This window comes from Citrobacter sp. CK188, from assembly GCF_030333525.1.
GTDB lineage: Bacteria > Pseudomonadota > Gammaproteobacteria > Enterobacterales > Enterobacteriaceae > Citrobacter_B > Citrobacter_B koseri.
Genome location: NZ_JAOWFU010000024.1, coordinates 219,732 through 238,786, shown reverse-complemented (window position 1 = coordinate 238,786; position 19,055 = coordinate 219,732). Strand labels below are relative to the sequence as shown.

General features: G+C 54.1%; 23 protein-coding genes. 18 read left to right on the top strand and 5 right to left on the bottom strand.

Features of this window, described 5'->3' with window-relative positions; translation table 11 throughout:
* Nucleotides 1-30 precede the first annotated feature (30 nt).
* The 3 genes from OGV67_RS03795 to flgA form a co-directional block, all read right to left on the bottom strand.
* Nucleotides 31-468 carry a flagella synthesis protein FlgN gene (locus OGV67_RS03795; protein ID WP_012133706.1) on the bottom strand — a complete coding sequence of 146 codons (438 nt, stop codon included), beginning with the start codon at nucleotides 466-468 and terminating at the stop codon, nucleotides 31-33.
* A 2-nt stretch (nucleotides 469-470) separates the two neighbouring features.
* Entirely contained in the window at nucleotides 471-743 is a 273-nt protein-coding gene (gene flgM, locus OGV67_RS03790) for a flagellar biosynthesis anti-sigma factor FlgM (protein ID WP_012133704.1), read from the bottom strand.
* A 131-nt stretch (nucleotides 744-874) separates the two neighbouring features.
* Nucleotides 875-1,666, bottom strand: coding sequence for a flagellar basal body P-ring formation chaperone FlgA (flgA, locus tag OGV67_RS03785; protein ID WP_081353224.1), 792 nt, complete (start codon nucleotides 1,664-1,666; stop codon nucleotides 875-877).
* A 78-nt stretch (nucleotides 1,667-1,744) separates the two neighbouring features.
* Here flgA and flgB point away from each other — a divergent pair, with 78 nt between their 5' ends.
* Genes flgB through OGV67_RS03725 form a run of 12 tightly spaced genes read left to right on the top strand, consistent with a single transcriptional unit; the run spans nucleotide 1,745 to nucleotide 11,526 of the window.
* Nucleotides 1,745-2,095 carry a flagellar basal body rod protein FlgB gene (gene flgB / locus OGV67_RS03780; protein ID WP_012133701.1) on the top strand — a complete coding sequence of 117 codons (351 nt, stop codon included), beginning with the start codon at nucleotides 1,745-1,747 and terminating at the stop codon, nucleotides 2,093-2,095.
* A gap of 23 nt (nucleotides 2,096-2,118) precedes the next feature.
* Nucleotides 2,119-2,544: a flagellar basal body rod protein FlgC gene (flgC, locus tag OGV67_RS03775; RefSeq protein WP_012133700.1), complete on the top strand. Its 426-nt coding sequence runs from the start codon at nucleotides 2,119-2,121 to the stop codon at nucleotides 2,542-2,544.
* Nucleotides 2,545-2,546: 2 nt separating this feature from the next.
* Nucleotides 2,547-3,230, top strand: coding sequence for a flagellar hook assembly protein FlgD (flgD, locus tag OGV67_RS03770; protein ID WP_286464951.1), 684 nt, complete (start codon nucleotides 2,547-2,549; stop codon nucleotides 3,228-3,230).
* 34 nt (nucleotides 3,231-3,264) lie between these two features.
* Nucleotides 3,265-4,455: a flagellar hook protein FlgE gene (gene flgE / locus OGV67_RS03765; RefSeq protein ID WP_012133698.1), complete on the top strand. Its 1,191-nt coding sequence runs from the start codon at nucleotides 3,265-3,267 to the stop codon at nucleotides 4,453-4,455.
* The gene (locus OGV67_RS03760) at nucleotides 4,455-5,186 is read left to right on the top strand and encodes a flagellar basal body rod protein FlgF (RefSeq protein WP_058668668.1); all 732 of its coding nucleotides are present in this window, start codon (nucleotides 4,455-4,457) and stop codon (nucleotides 5,184-5,186) included. The genes flgE and OGV67_RS03760 overlap by 1 nt, the downstream gene beginning before the upstream one ends.
* A gap of 21 nt (nucleotides 5,187-5,207) precedes the next feature.
* The gene (gene flgG, locus OGV67_RS03755; protein ID WP_012133696.1) at nucleotides 5,208-5,993 is read left to right on the top strand and encodes a flagellar basal-body rod protein FlgG; all 786 of its coding nucleotides are present in this window, start codon (nucleotides 5,208-5,210) and stop codon (nucleotides 5,991-5,993) included.
* Nucleotides 5,994-6,019: 26 nt separating this feature from the next.
* Nucleotides 6,020-6,685, top strand: a complete 666-nt coding sequence (flgH, locus tag OGV67_RS03750) for a flagellar basal body L-ring protein FlgH (protein ID WP_012133695.1) — start codon at nucleotides 6,020-6,022, stop codon at nucleotides 6,683-6,685.
* Nucleotides 6,685-7,788, top strand: coding sequence for a flagellar basal body P-ring protein FlgI (locus OGV67_RS03745; protein WP_012133694.1), 1,104 nt, complete (start codon nucleotides 6,685-6,687; stop codon nucleotides 7,786-7,788). The genes flgH and OGV67_RS03745 overlap by 1 nt, the downstream gene beginning before the upstream one ends.
* Nucleotides 7,789-7,797: 9 nt before the next feature.
* On the top strand, nucleotides 7,798-8,187 hold the full coding sequence (locus OGV67_RS03740; RefSeq protein WP_012133693.1) for a rod-binding protein: 390 nt from the start codon (nucleotides 7,798-7,800) through the stop codon (nucleotides 8,185-8,187).
* Nucleotides 8,188-8,190: 3 nt separating this feature from the next.
* Nucleotides 8,191-9,576, top strand: a complete 1,386-nt coding sequence (flgK, locus tag OGV67_RS03735) for a flagellar hook-associated protein FlgK (RefSeq protein WP_115615038.1) — start codon at nucleotides 8,191-8,193, stop codon at nucleotides 9,574-9,576.
* Between the two features lie 22 nt (nucleotides 9,577-9,598).
* The gene (gene flgL / locus OGV67_RS03730; RefSeq protein ID WP_275055224.1) at nucleotides 9,599-10,516 is read left to right on the top strand and encodes a flagellar hook-associated protein FlgL; all 918 of its coding nucleotides are present in this window, start codon (nucleotides 9,599-9,601) and stop codon (nucleotides 10,514-10,516) included.
* A gap of 5 nt (nucleotides 10,517-10,521) precedes the next feature.
* Nucleotides 10,522-11,526 (top strand): hypothetical protein, encoded by a 1,005-nt coding sequence (locus tag OGV67_RS03725; protein WP_115615036.1) that lies wholly within the window; start codon nucleotides 10,522-10,524, stop codon nucleotides 11,524-11,526.
* 40 nt (nucleotides 11,527-11,566) lie between these two features.
* Here the strand turns inward: OGV67_RS03725 and OGV67_RS03720 are convergent, their stop codons facing one another.
* Both OGV67_RS03720 and OGV67_RS03715 read right to left on the bottom strand, forming a co-directional pair.
* Nucleotides 11,567-12,037 (bottom strand): hypothetical protein, encoded by a 471-nt coding sequence (locus OGV67_RS03720; RefSeq protein WP_047458624.1) that lies wholly within the window; start codon nucleotides 12,035-12,037, stop codon nucleotides 11,567-11,569.
* On the bottom strand, nucleotides 12,009-12,962 hold the full coding sequence (locus OGV67_RS03715; RefSeq protein ID WP_047458621.1) for a winged helix-turn-helix domain-containing protein: 954 nt from the start codon (nucleotides 12,960-12,962) through the stop codon (nucleotides 12,009-12,011). Before OGV67_RS03715 ends, OGV67_RS03720 begins: the two co-directional genes overlap by 29 nt.
* 743 nt (nucleotides 12,963-13,705) lie before the next feature.
* On the opposite strand from OGV67_RS03715, the gene OGV67_RS03710 reads away from it, so the two are divergent.
* From OGV67_RS03710 to OGV67_RS03685, 6 genes are all read left to right on the top strand, one after another.
* A complete protein-coding gene (locus tag OGV67_RS03710) occupies nucleotides 13,706-14,584 on the top strand; it encodes a flagellin N-terminal helical domain-containing protein (RefSeq protein ID WP_024130628.1) in 879 nt (292 codons plus the stop codon).
* Nucleotides 14,585-14,831: 247 nt separating this feature from the next.
* Entirely contained in the window at nucleotides 14,832-15,725 is an 894-nt protein-coding gene (locus tag OGV67_RS03705) for a flagellin N-terminal helical domain-containing protein (RefSeq protein WP_058668671.1), read from the top strand.
* 204 nt (nucleotides 15,726-15,929) lie between these two features.
* On the top strand, nucleotides 15,930-17,258 hold the full coding sequence (gene fliD / locus OGV67_RS03700; RefSeq protein WP_047458617.1) for a flagellar filament capping protein FliD: 1,329 nt from the start codon (nucleotides 15,930-15,932) through the stop codon (nucleotides 17,256-17,258).
* A 22-nt stretch (nucleotides 17,259-17,280) separates the two neighbouring features.
* Nucleotides 17,281-17,673 (top strand): flagellar export chaperone FliS, encoded by a 393-nt coding sequence (gene fliS, locus OGV67_RS03695; RefSeq protein ID WP_012133681.1) that lies wholly within the window; start codon nucleotides 17,281-17,283, stop codon nucleotides 17,671-17,673.
* A complete protein-coding gene (locus OGV67_RS03690; protein ID WP_049011587.1) occupies nucleotides 17,670-17,975 on the top strand; it encodes a hypothetical protein in 306 nt (101 codons plus the stop codon). The genes fliS and OGV67_RS03690 overlap by 4 nt, the downstream gene beginning before the upstream one ends.
* Entirely contained in the window at nucleotides 17,975-19,048 is a 1,074-nt protein-coding gene (locus OGV67_RS03685) for a flagellar hook-length control protein FliK (protein WP_115615035.1), read from the top strand. The genes OGV67_RS03690 and OGV67_RS03685 overlap by 1 nt, the downstream gene beginning before the upstream one ends.
* Nucleotides 19,049-19,055: the final 7 nt, after the last annotated feature.

Here is a 19,055-nt window from a genome sequence, read left to right as displayed (position 1 = left end):
CAAAGCTACAAATCAATAAATTACAGTGCATTACCCCTGCTGATACAGCCAGTTTTCGGGTTCGCTGATATTCAACAGATTGGTCAGAATCTCCTGCTGCATATTCATCAGCATGGCGTTGTATTCATTGGTGGCCTGACATTGCGCGACCTGTTGCTGGAGACTTTGCCAGAGAGCGGAAACGGAAGGCTGGTGGGCGGCAGGCAGGCGGGCAATGAGCGTTTGCATGCCCTGCGCGTTGGCGTTAATGCCTAACCGTTCAAGCAGGCGATAACGTTGCTGACTGTGCTGCGACAAGTGCTGGTAGCACGCCATGATTTGCGCGTTCAGCACGTCAAGCTCTGCGGCGCGGCGCGCAATAATGTGGTCGCGCTGCTGTATGAGTAAATCATTCAGGACATGGTAATGCTTACGGTCTTCGGCCATGTCCTGTATCAGTGTTTTAACGCTCTGAGCGGCGTTAGTCATAATTACCTCTGGAAATACTTCTGCATCGCATCCGTCAGCGAATCGAGGTTAACCGCGATTTTACCGCTGCTGATCGCGTCTTTCATTTCAGCTACGCGCGCCATATCCACTTCCGGCAGCGCAGAGAGTTGTGTTTGCGCATCGCCCAGTACCGGATCGATCGCGGCGCTGCGCTCAATTTTCGTGCCTTCCTGAGCGACAGTGCGGGTCTGTTCTGCGGCGCTGCTCTTGTTGATTGCGGTTGCCAGATTGTATTGATTCGCTACTACTTTCATCGCTTCGCCTCTTTTTCATCTTTTCGTTATGGTTGCGGATGAATCCTGCCCTGCGGAAGGAGGACTTCCGATGCCCTCACCGTTAAAGAGCGGCCTGCTGCCGGTAAAACTTAAACCGCGAATGAATATTTTTAGTTTCCGCTGGCGTAGACCATTTTGACGACGCCAGCGTCCGCGACAATCGCGCTTACCACCCGCTCGCTGCTCTCATTTTTCACCTTAATCATTTCGCCTTTACGTCCCTTTTTCATGGCTTCCCCCATCGTACGGGCCTCTACGCCTCCCTGTTCGGCGATCATCAGAACGCGCTGACCGCGTTCAACCAGCACCGGAGATTCCAGTTGCGTCAGGGTGATCGGCTGTAGTTCACGAATGCGGCGCTTCACGGTCAGCCCAATGGCCTCATCCGGGTCGGTGAGGTAGTTGCCGCGCGTGCTGCTGATGTTGAGCTTTTTGATGGATACGTCGCTGGCGGATAACACCTGGCCGCGCTCCAGCGAATTTTTGGCGATCACCACCGGAAGATAGACATCCGGTTTGACGGTGACGGCGACATCCCAGCCTTGCGGCCCTTCACAGCGCACATCAAAACGCAGGCGGTTGAGATCGATGCGTTCGCCGCCGGGCAGCGACACGGTTAGCGCGTCAGGGCAGGGAGCGTACCGGGAGACGTCGGAAGGGATAAACAGGTTCATCTTCGCCTGATACTCGGGCCACTTGCGGCGCCCGGCCTCCTGGCGAAGGGCTTGCGCTGCGTGATGTTGAACGGCGGCAGTGACCTGCTTACGCGCGCTCTGCACTTTTTCCGGGGCGGCGAAGGATGGCAGCGCCGTAAAAAGCATCAGCAGGAAGGATAACGTTCCAGGGCGGAAACAACGCTTCACCCGCGAAGGGATAAAACCAATAAAGCCATTAAAAATCATGATGTTAAAACCTTGGCATGAATATTGCTATACAGGGAAGCAGATCATTGCAGGTTTAGCATCACGAGGGTGTGAGTTGTGAGTATTACTTTTGACAAAGCATTGGGCGTTCATCCACAGGCTGTAGCGCTTCGACTTTCCCGAGCAGAGTTGCTGTCAGCCAATCTGGCAAACGTCGATACCCCCAATTTCCAAGCTAAAGATATTGATTTTGCCGCTGAGATGCAACGTTCATCGTGGAGTTTTTCGAATCCGTCAGCGCCGCAAGAGATGTACCGCGTGCCTTATCAGCCCTCTTCCGATGGCAACACCGTTGCGCTGAACGTCGAGCAGGCTGAGTTTGCGAAGAATACCCAGGATTATCAGATGAGCCTGGCATTTTTAAACATGAAATTCACGGGCCTGAAAAAGGCCATTGAAGGTAAGTAATCCTACGCAGGTGATAACGGAATATGGCTTTTACCGATATTTATCGCGTTTCGGGGTCGGCGATGACGGCGCAAACCGTTCGTCTGAATACCATCGCCAGTAACCTCGCTAATGCGGAAACCGCCTCCGCCACCGAAGACGGCGTCTATAAAGCCCGTCGTCCGGTGTTTGCTGCGGTTTATAAGAATGATGAGTTAATGAATAGCAGGGCGTTAACCGGCGCGCGCGTCCAGGTGATGGATGTTGTCGAAACCGGCAATGCCGTACAGCGTTATGAGCCGCATAACCCGATGGCGAATACGGATGGCTATGTCTACTACCCGGATGTCAACGTGGTAGAGGAGATGGCGGACATGATGTCGGCGTCGCGCGGTTTCGAAACCAATGTTGATGTTCTGAACAGTGTTAAAAGCATGCAGCAAAGTCTGCTGAGACTCGGAGAGGTATAAGGATGAATGTAGACGGCACGTCCACCAGAAGCCAGACAGGAACGTCGGATAGCAGCATTGCCAGTAACAACAATAACAGCAGCGCAGCCGGCATGAACACGCTGTTCATGCAGCTTCTGGTCGCGCAGATCCAGAATCAGGACCCGCTGAACCCTACCGATGGCACCGAGTATGTCAGCCAGCTGGCGCAGCTGACGCAGGTTCAGTCAATGGAAACCATGTCGCAACTGATGGCGAACAGTTCCGTATTGATGGACAACCTGCAAACGCTCACCACCGGCAACCTGGTCGGGCAGCATGTGATGGTGCAGACCGACGCGATCAACTCTGACGGCGAAACGACGATTAACGGACGTCTGACGCTGGATCACGCTTCCGGTGTGACGACGGTCATCGTCAAAGACGCGGCCGGCACCGAGCACAAAATTGAGCTGGGGAAACAGGACGCCGGGCAGGTGGACTTCACCATTGACCCGCAGGAGCTGGGCCTGAGCGAAGGGAAATACACCCTTAGCGTTGTAACCGATACGGGCGAAGAAGGCATTCCTGTTGAAGTGGGCGGTATCGTCAACAATGTGCGCATCCCGCTTGATGGCAGCGCCATCCAACTGAATCTCACCGGAATCGGTGAGATTGCTTACAACAATATTACCCAGTTTGGCAGCGACTCGCAGAAACGTGCGTAAGTCGGGTTAAGCGTTGAGTTAACAGGAATTTATTATGAGTTTTAATATTGCGACCTCTGGTCTGAATGCAATTACCGAGCAGTTGAACGCCATTTCCAACAACATTGCGAACTCCGGCACCGTAGGATTCAAATCCGGCCGTGCGGAATTTTCCTCACTGTATGCGGAAAGCCAGCCGCTGGGCGTAGGGGTTTCTGGTGTGACCCAGAGTATTACCCGAGGCGGAAACATTTCTACCACCGGAAATGCGCTCGATCTGGCGATCAGCGATAGCGGATTTTTCATGGTGCGCGACAGCACGGGGACCACGGCATATACGCGTGCGGGCTACTTCGGCACCGACAGCAGCGGCAACCTGATCAACAACCTGGGGATGTATCTTCAGGGCTACCCGGTTAATGCTAACGGCGAGATAGAAGTGGGGACGATCGGCAATCTGACGATCAGCAGCGGCTCTATTCCGGCGAAAGCGACCGACAGCCTCGACTTCACCGCCAACCTGGACGCGCGCGCCGCCGAGCCGGAGACGGCGCCTTTCAACCCAAAAGACAGCACTTCCTATAACAATACCTACACCACGCAGGTTTTTGATTCCTTGGGACGCGAGCACACGCTGAACCAGTATTTTGTGAAAACCGGCGAGAACACCTGGCAGGTTCACTATTACATGGACGACGTGGAAATCCCGGACAGCAGCCAGGCGATAGAATTTACCGAGCAGGGCGTCCTGAAAAGCCCGGTTGGCCTGACGAACCTGACCACATCGATCTCCGGCGCGGCGGATCTCTCTATCGATCTGAGCTACAACGGCACCAGCCAGTACGGTTCTGACTTCTCCGTCAGCAAAAACAACAGTAGCGGCTACGCGTCTGGCGAACGTACCGGTCAGGCGATTGATGAAGACGGCAGCGTTTACGCGACCTTCTCCAACGGCGAACGGATGTTGCAGGGGCAACTGGTGCTGGCGAACTTTGCGAACCCGAATGGTCTGGCGTCAAAAGACGGCACGACGTGGGTACAAACCGCCAGTTCCGGCGCGCCGCTGACTGGAACGCCGGGCACCGGTTTGCTGGGTTCTGTGAAATCCGGCGCGCTGGAATCCTCAAACGTGGATTTGACCTCTGAGCTGGTTGGTCTGATGACCGCGCAGCGTAATTACCAGGCGAACACGAAGGTTATCAGCACCAACGACAACATGATGAACGCTCTCTTCCAGGCGGTGTAATGGATCGTTTGATTTTTACCGCCATGAGCGGCGCATCGCGCAGTTTGTCGCAGCAGCAGATCCATGCAAACAACCTGGCGAATGTGAATACCCAGGGGTTTCGTAGCGATCTTGATAATGCGATTTCTCAGCAGGTTAACGGCGAGGGATATGCCTCGCGTTATATGGCGCTGCCTACTCAGGGCGGCGTGGATATGACGCCTGGCGCGGTACGTGAAACGGGGCGCAATCTGGATATCGCCATTAAAGGCGATGGGCTGATTGCGTTGACCAGCGGCAACCGTGAGGTTTACACCCGCAACGGGCAGATCGACGTCAGCCCGGAGGGCGATCTGTCGATCAACGGTCTGCCGGTTGAAGGTGACAACGGCCCGATCGTTTTACCGCCGTTCTCGTCCGTCAGCATCGGTGAGGACGGTGTGATCACTATCGTGCCTGACGACGGCGATATTGCCGCGCCGGTTGATGTTGACCGCATCAAGCTGGTGAACATTCCGGTAAGCGATCTGAGCAAAAATGTGGATGGCTTTCTGGTGAGCAACACGGCGATTAACCCACGCGATGAAGAGGTGATGGTGGCGTCCGGGCATCTGGAAACCGCTAACGTCTCGGCCATTAATGAGATGGTCGCCAGCATTGCGCTGAATCGTCAGTTTGAAGCGCAAATCAAGATGATGAAAGCCGCTGAAGATCTCGCTAATTCAGGCAACCGTCTGATTCGTGGCACCTGATAACAATAAGAAGGAATAAAGATGAATCCCGCTTTATGGATCAGTAAAACCGGCCTGGCGGCGCAGGACGCCAAAATGACCGCGATTTCCAACAACCTGGCGAACGTCAACACCACCGGGTTTAAACGCGATCGCGCGATGTTCGCCGATCTGTTTTATCAGAATCAGCGCACGCCAGGCGGGCAGCTCGATCAGAACAATATCGCGCCGACCGGCATTCAGTATGGCACCGGGGTGAAGATCGTCGGGACGCAGAAAGAGTTTACCGTCGGCAGCATCCAGAACACCGGGCAAACCTTCGACGTGGCGATCACCGGGCAAGGGTTCTTCCAGGTGGAAACTGCGGATGGCGATATCGCGTATACCCGCGCCGGTAATTTCCAGAAAACGCCAGATGGCGTGCTGACGAATGCGCAGGGGCTGCCGCTGGTGCCGCAGATTGAATTGCCGGAGAACGTCAAAGATTTGCAGATTGGTAAAGACGGCACCATCACCGCGACGGTGGCAGGTGAAACCGATCCGGTGGAGCTGGGGCAGTTGACGCTGGTGAACTTCGTCAATCCGGCCGGTCTGGAGGCGATAGGCGGCAACTTATACCGTGAAACGGCGGCCAGCGGCGAAGCGGTTGAAGGCGTACCCGGCGAGGACGCGCTCGGACAACTGGAGCAGGGCTCTCTGGAAGGTTCTAACGTACAGGTCGTTGAAGAGATGGTCGACATGATCACCGTTCAGCGTGCCTACGAAATGAACGCCAAGATGGTCTCTGCCGCCGATGACATGTTGAAGTTTGTCACCCAGTCGATGTAACGACAGGGCTTTAAAGTGAAAGAGAAATGAAAAAGCAGTTAGTTATCAGTCTACTGGCGCTGTTTTTGTCGGGCTGCGAAAGCCCGGCGTTGCTGGTGAAAAAAGACGATGCGGCGTATGCGCCGCCGGAAGATATCGTGGTGCCTGAAACGCAGGTGCGCGGCGGTGGGTTATATAACGGCAACTACAACTGGTCGTTGACCCAGGATCGCCGGGCTTATCGCGTAGGCGACATCCTGACCGTTAAGCTGGATGAGTCTACTCAGGCCAGCAAGCAGGCGCGCACTAACTTTGGTAAGAAAAACGATGTTTCCCTGGGGATACCGGAAGCATTCGGCCATTCAATCGATAAGCTTTCCGGCTCGATTGACGGCAACCGAAACTTTAACGGTAATGCCACCTCGCAGCAGCAGAACAGTCTGCGCGGCGCGATCACCGTTGCGGTTTATAAAGTGTTGCCAAACGGCGTGCTGGCGATTCGCGGGGAGAAATGGCTCACCCTCAACCAGGGGGATGAGTATATGCGGGTGACGGGCCTGGTGCGCGCGGAAGATATCGAACGCGACAACTCCGTCTCTTCACAGCGAATCGCCAATGCCCGTATCTCCTATGCCGGACGCGGCGCGCTCAGCGACGCGAATGCGGCAGGCTGGCTGACCCGCTTCTTCAACCACCCGCTGTTCCCAATTTAATGGAGGCCATGATGCGTAAACTGGCACTCTTTTTCCTGCTGATTTGCAGCATGAACGCGGCGGCGCAGCGCCTTGGCGATGTGGTCGATATTCAGGGCGTGCGCGGCAACCAGCTGGTGGGCTACAGCCTGGTTGTGGGGCTTGACGGTACAGGGGATAAAAACCAGGTCAAGTTCACCAGCCAGTCCGTTACCAACATGCTGCGCCAGTTTGGCGTGCAGTTGCCTGCGAAGATTGATCCGAAGGTGAAGAACGTCGCGGCCGTGGCGATTAGCGCCACGCTGCCGCCGGGCTATGCGCGTGGGCAAAGTATTGATGTAACCGTCTCCTCAATTGGCGATGCGAAAAGCCTGCGTGGCGGTACGCTGCTGCTGACTCAACTGCGCGGTGCTGATGGCGAAGTGTATGCGCTGGCACAGGGGAATGTGGTGGTAGGCGGCGTGAAAGCCGAGGGCAACAGCGGCTCCAGCGTGACCATCAACACCGCGACCGTTGGCCGTGTGCCAAACGGCGGCTCGGTGGAGCGCGAAGTGCCGAGCGATTTCCAGCAGGAGCCGGTGGTGATGCTGAACCTGAAACGTCCCAGCTTTAAGACTGCCAACAGCGTCGCAGTCGCGCTGAACAACGCCTTTGGTTCCGGCACGGCGACCGCGCAAAGCGCGACTAACGTGGCGGTACGTGCGCCGATGGGCGCGGGCGATCGGGTGGCCTTTATGTCCTCTCTGGAAGATGTGCAGATTAACGCCGGTAAACAGCCGCCACGCGTGGTGTTCAACGCCCGAACGGGAACGGTGGTCATTGGCGATGGCGTAGTGGTGCGCGCTGCGGCGGTATCACACGGCAACCTGACCGTCACCATCCGCGAGTCGTCGAACGTCAGCCAGCCTGGCGCATTCAGCCAGGGAAGAACGGTTGTCACGCCGGAAAGCGACGTCAACGTTAACCGTGGCCGGGGTCAGATGGTGACTATTGCGGCGGGAACCAGCCTGCGCAGCATCGTGAATACCATTAACAGCCTTGGCGCGGCGCCGGACGACACGATGGCTATCTTACAGGCGCTGCATGAAGCCGGCGCGCTGGATGCTGAACTGGTCGTGATTTAAGGAAATATCATGCTGAATGCCATTAACCGACAAACCGCGATTCTGCCCGGCGATCTCTCCGGGCAGGTAAAGCCGCAGAATCTTGAACAGGCCGCCGAACAGTTTGAGGCGCTGATGCTGCGTTCCATGCTGTCGCAAATGCGCAAGGCGTCCGATGTGCTGGGGGAAGACAACCCTTTCAACAGCAAACAGCAGCGGATGATGCGTGATTTTTACGATGACCGACTGGCGTCTGACCTGGCGTCTCAGCGCAGCACCGGGATTACCCAGATGATCATCAACCAGCTTTCGCCGCAGGTGAATACGCCGCTTAAGAAAACGGATGAAATGACCGCTTTAGAAGAGCAACCGAAAGAACTTAAAACGCCTGTGGTTCCGGTAATGCGCGGGCAGGAGTAAGCCATGAGTATGATTAATATTGCCTTCAGCGGTTTGCAGGCAGCCCAGGTGGGCATGAATGTCACCTCGATGAACATCGCTAACCTGCTGACGCCGGGGTACAGCCGCCAGGGCATTATCCAAAGCTCCATCGGCCCAATGGGAGAAACGGGTTTTACCGCCGGGAACGGGGTACAGGTCGACAGTATTCGTCGCATCTCCAGTCAGTATCTGGTTAATCAGGTGTGGCAGACCAACTCGAAAGCCAGCTATTTCGAAACCGGAAATCAATATATCGGCGCGCTGGAACAGGTGATCGGCACCGACTCTACCAGTCTTGGTAACGGGCTGGATGATTTTGTCAGCGCCCTGAGCGCATTGACCCAGACGCCGGAATCCCCGGCGCTGCGTCAGCAGCTTATTAACCAGGCGGGCGCGCTGGCGACCCGTTTCAATAACGTTAACAACTTCATCTCCAGCCAGAAAGAGTCGATCAACACCCAGCGCAACGCGATGGTTGACCAGATCAACACCCTGAGTACCAGTATTGCGGACTACAACAAAAAAATTACCGACATGGAGTCAACCGGCGGTAACAGCAGCGTACTGCGCGATCAGCGTGATGAACTGGTAAAACAGTTAAGTACGCTGGCGGACGTGAAGGTGACGGACGATGGTTCCAGCGGGTACACCGTCTCAATGGCGAACGGTCAGCCGCTGGTGAGCGGTAAGGTCGCCGGGCAGCTCAGCGCGGGGCAGGACGCCAACGGCAACTCCACGCTGACGCTGAAATTTTCCACCAGCGAGTTCACGCTGAACCCGTCGGCGGGCGGTCAACTTGGCGCGCTGTATGATTATGAAACCGGCACCCTCCAACAGATGAAAGATTCGGTGCAAGGGATGGCGGAATCGGTGGCAAAACTGTTTAACGATCAGCTGGCGAAGGGCTATGACCTGAATGGCAATTCAGGCAAGCCGCTGTTTACTTTCGATCCGAGCAATCCTGCGGGCATGTTGCAGGTGACGGATCTGAAGCCTGAAGAACTGGCGCTGTCCGGCATCCAGGCCGACGACGGCACGGGCGTACCGGGCAACGGTGATAACCTGAAGGCGCTGATCGAACTGAAAAACCAGAAAACGGATATTCCGGGTCTGGGAAATATGAGCCTGAGCGAAGGGGCGGCGGCGATCATTTCCACTATCGGTATTGCCAGTAAGCAGAGCAAAACAGAAATGGAAGCGGCGTCGACGGTGCGCGACCAGGCGCAGAATCAGCGCGATAACCTGAGCGCGGTAAACCAGGATGAAGAGGCGATTAATCTACAGATCTACATGCAGGCTTACCAGTCGAACATGAAGGTGATCTCCACCGGAAATCAGATCTTCAGCGACCTGCTGGGGATGTTTTAAGCGCCATCAGAGAATTTAAATTATGCGTATTAGTAGTCTTTACAACTCAAATGCCATGCTGGCGCAATTAGGCGTTAACGGCACGCGTATCAGTAAGTTGATGGAGCAGATGTCGACGCAAAAGCGCATTAATGTGCCGTCTGACGATCCTGTTTCCGCAAGTCGTCTGGTGCAACTGAACCGTGAGCAGTCTGCGATTAAACAGTATCAGAGCAATATTTCCAGCCTGAGCGGCGCGCTGTCGATTCAGGAGTCGAACATCACCGCGCTCAGTAACCAGATGCTGGCGGTCGGCGATAAGCTGAAGCTGGCGAATAACAGTACGCTCAGCCAGAAAGATATGGCGGGTTACGGCATGGAGCTTTCTTCAATGCTGGATTCGCTGGTCGCCACCCTGAACGCTAAAAATGAAAACGGCAGCTATCTGTTTTCCGGCACGCAGACCGACAGCCAGACGGTAACGTGGGACGAGGCGAAAGGGCAGTATGTGTACGGCGGCAATGACAGCAGCCGCGAAACGATTGTCGCGAACGGCGTCTCTATTACGGAAAACACCCATGTTGTTCAGGCATTCTCCGGTTCAGGAAACGACCTTGAGATGCTGAATAAATTGAAAGCGCTCAGCGACAAAATGCAGGACCCGAACGCGAATTACGCTGACTATAAAGACGAGCTGGAGGAGATGATCGGTGTCGCGCAAAATACCAGCGATAACATCTCCAGCCTCTTCACCGATCTTGGCGGCCGTCAGAACCGCCTGACGCTGCTCAGCGATGCACACAGCGATGTCAGCCTTGCGAACGATCAGGTTGTACGGGACCTGTCCGAAACGGACTGGGCGACCACCAGTATCAACCTGCAACTGTATACGCAGTCGGTGCAGATCACCAATAAGGCTTACAGTATGGTGAGTCAGCTTAACTTGTTTAGTCTGTTGTAATTGTTATGCAGGTAGGTTTAAAAACAACGTCCCTTACGACTTCCGCGCCCGCAACCGGGCGCGGAAGCATTGATGCGCCGCAAACGGTCGGCCGCGTCAACGCGCCAGAAATCACCGCGACCCGCAATGCGTTCCCCGAATCGGCGCTGTTGTCCCGCCGTCCGATGCGCTACAACGTACAGCTAAATCAACAACTCACGGCAGTGCAGCAGGCTGACAGCTATCTGGCGCAGACGGAAACACAATTGTTGCAGGTACGTCAGTCGTCGCTTCGCGGCGATGCGACGCAGCCGGCGAATACGCTGCAAAAACATTTGATGCGTCGGACGCAGCTTTCCGGCGGCACTGTCGATCGCCATCTGACCGCGTCGCTGGAGCAAAAAAGCACGGTTAACTTTACGCTTCCCGGCAGTGAGAGGCTTCTCAGCCTGCCGGGGGGAGAAACGCTGGTATTTTCACTGGGCGGGCGACAGCGTGAGATGACCGCCATTTCTTTGCCGGAAGAGGCGACGCCGCGTCAGACGTTGACCCAGTTGAATGTGGGGCTGGGCCGTCTGGGGATTCATGCGCGTCAGACGGCAAACGGGCAACTGATGTTCAGCGTGGATGAAAGCCGTTGGGAGCGGGTCAGCCAACAGCTCACCGTGCGCGGAGAGGGCAGGCATTTCCCCGCCGATGCGTTTACGTTGCTCACGCCACAGGCGGAAACGGCAAGCAGCGATGAGGTTGTTTCGCTGGCGACGCGTCGGGAAAGGGAAAGTCAGGTAAAGCTGCAAAATACGCTGGAGCACATTACCACCCAGCGCAGCAGGCTTCGTCAACAGCAGGAGCGCGTGGCGTCGCGCATCAATGATATGGCGACGGTATACAGCCCGGCGCAGGCCCGGGAAACCGCGCGCGGCCTGGGGGAAGCGCTGGCGAGCAGCGCCAGCAGCTACAGCACCCTCTCCAGGGCGCTGGGCGCGCAGGCAAACGTCAGGCTGGCGACGGTAAAAAATTTGCTGGGGTGATTATCGTAACCGGAAGCGGGCCTCCGCCTCCGGTTTTGACTTACTGCTGGATGGGGTAGAGAAAAATCGACCCGCTTTGCCCTACCACTAGCGGTTGCCCGTTAAATGCCAGCGGCTCCATCCAGAAATTGGTGTTCATCAGCATATCGACCAGACCATCTATCATCAGCCCCTTGTGCGTGGTGGTGTAGTAGATGGGCGTCAGGTAAAAATAGAGTTTGCCGTTTTTCCCTGACGTCGGCGTAAATTTTTCCTTTAGTACGAAACGATTGTCATCAGGGCTGGTAATGGTCGCCAGAATGGTGCCTTTCGTTGTTTTCATCCGTGAATTATAAATTTCTTTCGTCTGCGACATCAGGTCATAGAAACCAAGCTGGAAAGTCCCTTCCACATCCGTATTGGGTCGCTCTGCGCCGCCTGTGAGGGCACTGGTGCCGAATGCGATGGCGAGAAGCACGGAAATACTCAACAAAATCACAAGATTAACTTTCTTTGCATGTTGCCATTTCATTCAGTTTTCTCCGGGTTTCACGCATAATCAGGTTGTTCAGCCGTGTCGGATCGATACGCCAGTGATAAATCGTCATCGCTAACTGCTTTTTGTCGCACTGGCTGGTAAGGGCGAACGTGTAGTTCAGCGATGAATTGGTGATGCTAAAGTAGACGCTCATCCTGACTGACTGCATTTTGATCTGCTGATTAATGGTATAAAAAGTGTCTTTCAGCTTGGTATACAAGTTATTGGCGTCATAAGACGGCTCGCTGCTCGTCCCAATGGAATACAGGTTGATGTTGCTGTAAACGTTAGGCTGTATCTCCTGGGCGACCAGATGCTCATGGCCTTTCAGTTTCATGTACCAGCCGGTAAAGAGTATGCTGCCGATCGCCGTCAGCGCGAGCAGTAAAAACACGGTGGTCCAGTGGATGGATTTTTTCACTGGCCTGGTCGTTGCAGGCGGCGTTACGCGGACGATATCGTTCACTTGTTCCGCGACAGGAAGTGATGTCTCGTCGACAACCTCATATTCCCCGGCTAAATCGGAGGGGGCGTTTTCTTCCAGCGGAAGATGATTTTCTTCGGGATCGCGAACCTCGCTCTCTTCTTTTTCGATAAAGCAGCAATAATCAGGCTCAAGCAAATACCCTTTTTTAGGGATGGTTTTGATGATTTTTTGCTTTTTGCCGTCGTCTTCCAGTGCCGTACGCAGCGCGTGGATGGCATTGGGCAGACTGTTATTACCGATGACGCGGCGTTCCCAGACCAGCGTGGTGAGTTCTTCACGCGTAAAGATCTTTCCCGCATCTTGCATGAGCGTTTCAAGGAGCTTGAGTTGATATTCTCCCAGACGTTTACGTTCCCCTGTTGTTAAATGGAGAATAGATCCCGAGGGGATATCAACCAGCCAGTTATTAACGGAGTAATAGCGTTTATTCATTTATTCATCGATGGATATACCACCCCAGTAAATGCAACGGCTAAATATCGCAAGAAAATATAGCCTGAACACGGATGTTGACTATCTGTTAATTCCATTTGAAATTCTTAATGAATGCCGCTTGCCTGCGGGAGGTGAGGAAACGAAAAGCGCTTTTGCCGATGGCTGAGTTTGTTTTTCAGCCTGAACAGCACTCAGAAACAAGACACCAGCGGCCTGCTGTTGTTCTGATTATCGCGGAATCATCTTTTCCTGGCGCTCTTTTTACGCGATAAAAATGTGATGTGCAACCTCATTTGCAGTGAAAGATTCGCCTTATTATTAATTCTTCTGATTAAAAGTTAATCGAAATAGTTAAAAGATCCTTATGTAAAATCAGGCCATGCGAATGTGAAAAATTTGTGTTCATCAATCTCCTTTCATGGGGTGTGGGTATATTTTTTGGCAGATTAAAACAATAAACAAGAAAAAATAAAGGAGCGGAGTTAATTTTTTTATCGTTTGTGTCGCCTGATTGCATAATTATGGGGTTGGTTTTATTGCCGGGCTAAAGGTGGTTTATTGAGGATGGTATAATAAGAATAATTAATTGGATATTTTTCGTCTTGAAAAAAGAGGGTGACAAATCTTTAAATAAATTTTCATTAAATGAATTTAATTTTTCGTTGTGGTGGGTCGTTTTTATCAGTCAGCAACGACAAGAACCTGATAAAACAGACAGGTAATCCAAGGAGAAATATATTATGTCGCTTTCGATTTTCACCAGTGCTTCTTCTATGGCATCCACCAATGCCCTGAATAAATCCAACAATCTGCTGTCTACCGCAATGGAGCGTCTGGGCACCGGCAAACGCATCAACTCCGCAGCGGACGATGCGGCGGGCTTGCAGATTGCCACTCGCCTTCAGGGTCAGACCAACGGCATGGCCGTTGCGCAGCGTAACATCTCTGATGCCACCGCATTGCTGCAAACCGCAGAAGGCGCGTTCGACGAAGTGAGCAACATCATGTACCGCATGAAAGATCTCGCCACCCAGGCAGCGAACGACACCAACACCACCAAAGACCGTGATGCCATCAACGCTGAAATGAACGACCTGAATGCCGAACTGAAAAACATCATGGGCAACACGTCTTATGCGGGCGATAAATTATTCGGTACCGGCGGTAAATTTGCCGATTCCCTGAACTTCCAGATTGGTTCTTCCTCTGGAGAAACCATGACCGTGAGCCTGGGTGATGAACTGGGCGGTACAGCGAGTGGCCTGTTTAGCGCTTCTGGTTTCTCGGGTATCGGTGACTGGAACAACACCGCTTCCGGTATCAACATCGGGAGCGCCTCCGACGCTACGGCGATGATGAACTCTCTGGAAACGGCGCTGAATGACGTCGGCGCCGTGCGCTCCAAAATGGGTGCGAGCATTAACCGTCTGGGCCACACCGCGGCCAACCTGGCAAACATGAAAGACAACACCGATCTGGCGTTGAGCAATATTCAGGATGCGGACTTCGCCAGCGAAGCCTCCTCCATGACGCGTAACCAGATGCTGGCGCAGACCAGCATGTCCATGCTGAAACAGTCCAACAGCATGTCCAGCATGGTGATGTCCCTGCTGGGTTAACAGTAAGCCGCCGCTTGCCTGGAAAGGCAGGCGATGTGTCCTTATGACGCTGCATCCTGCACGGGGTGCGGCTTTTTTTGTGTCTGCTGTTGCCGTGCAGCTCCTTTTTGCCGTCTTTCTTCGCCATTTTTTCCCCGGGTTGCCTGAAAAATGGTCATTCGAACGTCGTCGGATTTAATTTTCGAAATGGATGTGTCGTTTTGAGTCAGTACAACGAATGAATGACCTGAATGAATAAGGAATATCTATGTCGCTTTCTATTTTCACCAGCGCTTCTTCCATGGCATCCACCAATGCCCTGAATAAATCCAACAATCTGCTGTCCACCGCAATGGAACGTCTGGGTACTGGCAAGCGTATTAACTCCGCAGCGGACGATGCGGCGGGTCTACAGATTGCCACCCGTTTGCAGGGCCAGACCAACGGCATGGCCGTTGCACAGCGCAACATCTCTGATGCCACTGCGCTGCTACAGACCTCCGAAGGTGCGTTCGACGAAGTGAGCAACATCATGTACCGCATGAAAGACCTTGCCACCCAGGCAGCGAACGACACCAACACCACCAAAGACCGCGATGCCATCAACGCCGAGCTGAACGACCTGAACTCTGAGTTGCAGAACATCATGAACAACACCTCCTATGCAGGTGACAAACTGTTCGGCGCTTCCGGTAAGTTTGGCGAAGCGATGAACTTCCAGATTGGCTCTTCCACCGATGAAACCATGCAGGTTGATCTGTCTAAAGAGCTGAAAGGTTCTGGCACCGACTCGCTGATTGATGCCAGCGGCGGTTTTGGCACGATTAGCGATACAGGCAGCAGCTACTACTCGGCCAGCGGCATCAACATTACTGACGCTGCCGGCGCGAAAGATCTGATGAACAACCTGGAAACCACGCTGAATGACGTCGGCGCCGTGCGTTCCAAAATGGGTGCGAGCATTAACCGCCTGGGCCACACCGCGGCTAACCTGGCGAACATGAAAGACAACACCGATCTGGCGCTGAGCAACATTCAGGATGCGGACTTCGCCAGCGAAGCCTCCTCCATGACCCGTAACCAGATGCTGGCGCAAACCAGCATGTCCATGCTGAAACAGTCCAACAGCATGTCCAGCATGGTGATGTCTCTGCTGGGTTAATCCTTCGCGGATATCTGCCCCTAAAACACCGCTGTATGGCGGTGTTTTTGTATCCGGCAATGCGCTTCCTTCTGCCGGAAATTGCGGAAGGGGACATTCCTCCTCTTACGTAACTCATTGATAAATACTTATTAAAAAATTGGCACGATAGTTGCTTTATCTACTGTATGTTGAAAGCGGCGCGCGTGCCCGGAGAAACCCACTATGTCTGATTTTGATCCAACGACACTGGCCACACAGTTGGCAGGCTATGACATTCTTGCGCTGCAAACCTCGCTGAAATCACAGACTTCCACGCTGGAAGCGCAGAAAAAAGCGCTTTCCTCGCTGCGTACCGCCCTGTCGGATTTCCGTTCGGCAATCACCGGGCTGAATTCCTCCAGCACCAGCGTGCTGAAAAATACCGCGACCATGAACCAGGAAGGGATCGCGACCATCACCGCCAGCGCGTCTGCCCGTAAAGGGACATACAGCCTGAACGTTACCCAACTGGCTTCTGCGCAGCAGAAAGGGTTTGACGGGCTTGATGATGAGGCGATTAAAAACGCCAGCGGTACGCTGAAGATCAATCTCAACGGCGAGAGCCTTGAAATTGAGATGGATGATTTAGACAGCCTCGCTGATTTTGCCGACGCCATCAATAATGCGGATTTCCCGAGCGCGTCTGACACCGCGACCTCTGACGATGGTCAGAACGGCGTTACCGCTTCGCTGATGCGTATTGATGGCAAGGTGACGCTGATGATGAGCAGCGATCAGAGCGGCGAGAAATACGATATTCAGTTGGATACCAGCGGCATGACCAACGGTCAGGATATCTTTAATGGCGAGAATGTGATTACCGCCGGTAAAGATGCCAAATTCACCGTTGGCGATTCCAGCACCGTTTACTCCAGCAGCTCCAATACCCTGGATAACCTGGTAGACGGCGTTTCGATCAAACTGACCGGCACCACCGAAGCCAACAAGCCGCTGGTTATTTCAGTCGACACGGATGCCACGGGGACAAAGGAGCAAATCCAGGCCTTTATCGATGCCTATAACACGTTGCAGGACACCATCTCCGGGCTGACGGCGACCGGCAGCAGCTCTGATTCGCGCGGCGCGTTTGCCGGTGATGCCAGTATCTCCTCGTTAACCAACGATCTGAGCAACATGCTGCGTGGCACCTTCGGCGATCAAAACATGACGAAGTTCGGCATTACTGCCGACAAAGACGGCAAGCTGTCGATCGACGCCGACACGCTCAATGAGCAACTGAAATCAAATCCGCAATCGGTCGCTGATTTCTTCAACGGGAATAACGGGCTGATTAAAGCGATGGATAAATCGCTGGATAAATACCTGAATACCAGCACCGGTTTATTAAAAGGTCGCCAGGAAACGCTCGACAGACAGCAGCGCGACATCGACACCAAAACCGAAAAAATGAACACGCGTTATGAGTCCTCCTATAACCGCTACCTGAAGCAGTTCACGCAGTTACAGTCGATCATGACGCAGATGAATAACACCATGAGTATGTTTAGCTAATTCTTAGGGAATTTAACTTTCAATGTACGGTAACGAGCAGGAAGGCTTCGGCCTCTATCACCAATCTGACCTGGCGATTCAGGCCGCAGCAGCGAATCCGCATCAGTTAGTGCTGATGTTGTTCAATGGCCTGATGGATGAACTGGTACGCGCGAAAAGCCATATTGCGGCGCGTCGCTACGAACGTAAGGCGCAAAGCATTAATAAATGCATCGACATCCTGAACGCGCTGACCAGCGCGCTGGATTTTGAAAAAGGCGGCGAGCTGGCATTAAGTCTGGCGAATCTTTATGACTACTGCGTTTACCGCCTCTATGACGCCAGCCACAAGCTGTCTGTCGAAAATATTGAAGAGGTGGAAGTTATCCTCGGCAATATTCAGGACGGCTGGGAAAAAATGGGTCAGGGAACATGAGCTATGCGTTGACGATGCGAACGCTGATGCAGGCGTTACGCCAGGCCGCAGCCGACCATAACTGGTCTGCCGTACGGAATGTTGACCTGAAGATTGCTGAATTGCTTACCGCTGTCCGGGGCCAACCCCTGGACGCGGCAGACAGCAAAGCCCTGGACGAGCTGCGGGAGATTCACCGTCAGGTGCGCGATTACTGTCAGGGGCAGAGCGACATTATCGCGAACAAAATGGCGCTCGCCATGCGCAATCGTGAAGGTGCGACGGCGTATGCCGCGTTTATGGACGCAGAGGATATGGGGTAATGGATATTCTCAATCTTTCTCAAAATGCGGGGCACGCTTCCGGTTTGCCGATGCAGGCGGAGACGATCGCCGGGCAGAGCGGCGCTCAGTCATCTGCCGGGCAGACGCAGCCAGGATTCAACGATGCGTTGATGAATGTTGTCAGCACGCTGATGGGCGGGCAGGGCAAAAATGCCCTGGGGATTACCGTCAGCGCGCAGCCGGTGAGCGTGCAGGACGAGGACGATACGGGCGATCGGCATCAGAAGGATGCCTCTCCGTTGAAAGACGATGCGCAACAGCAGCTGTTGCAGGCGCTGTTGATGACCGGGCAGATGCCGGTTAAACCCGTCAGCTACGCGGGTCGTTCGCAAAACGAGATGAATGCGCTGACGTTGCAGACGCAGCCGTTACTGGCGGGACAGTTGCAGGATAAGGGGGCGTTATCGCCAACGCTGCGCCCGATGCTGGCGGCAGGGGTTAACGTAACGCCTGCGACCGAGTCGCCGCAGACGCCAACCGCAGGGTTGCAGCACATTACGCCGCAGCTTATGACCGCAGTCGCTGTGGCGACGCCGACAGTGAATGCGCAGCCGGTCTCCGTTGTCTCCACGACGCCAACGGCGGCGGTGACGCCTGATGCAATGTCTGCGCATACCTCGACATTAAAACTTGATACGGAAACCTCCCGCTGGACGCAGCAGTTGCAAAGCGCGTTGGGCGATCGTCTGCAACTTCAGGTGAAGAACCAGATCCAGCACGCCACTATCCGTCTCGATCCGCCTGAAATGGGCAAGATCGACATCTCGTTGCAGCTTGATAACGGGCGCGTACAGGTACAAATCAACGCCAGCCATGCTGAGGTCTATCGTGCGCTTCAGCAAACGAGCAACGATCTGCGCCAGAGTCTGACCGAACAGAACTTTGTTCAGGTAAACGTGCAGGTCTCCTCTCAGTCAGGGCAGCAGCAGGGCAAAGAACAGCAGTTCGCACAACAACACGCCATCATTCAGGCGGGAGATGAGATCGCGGCAGGTCTGCCGGAATCAGAAAGCACCCGCCGTGAAGATGATTCGGTATTACTGACCGTTTAACAAAAAG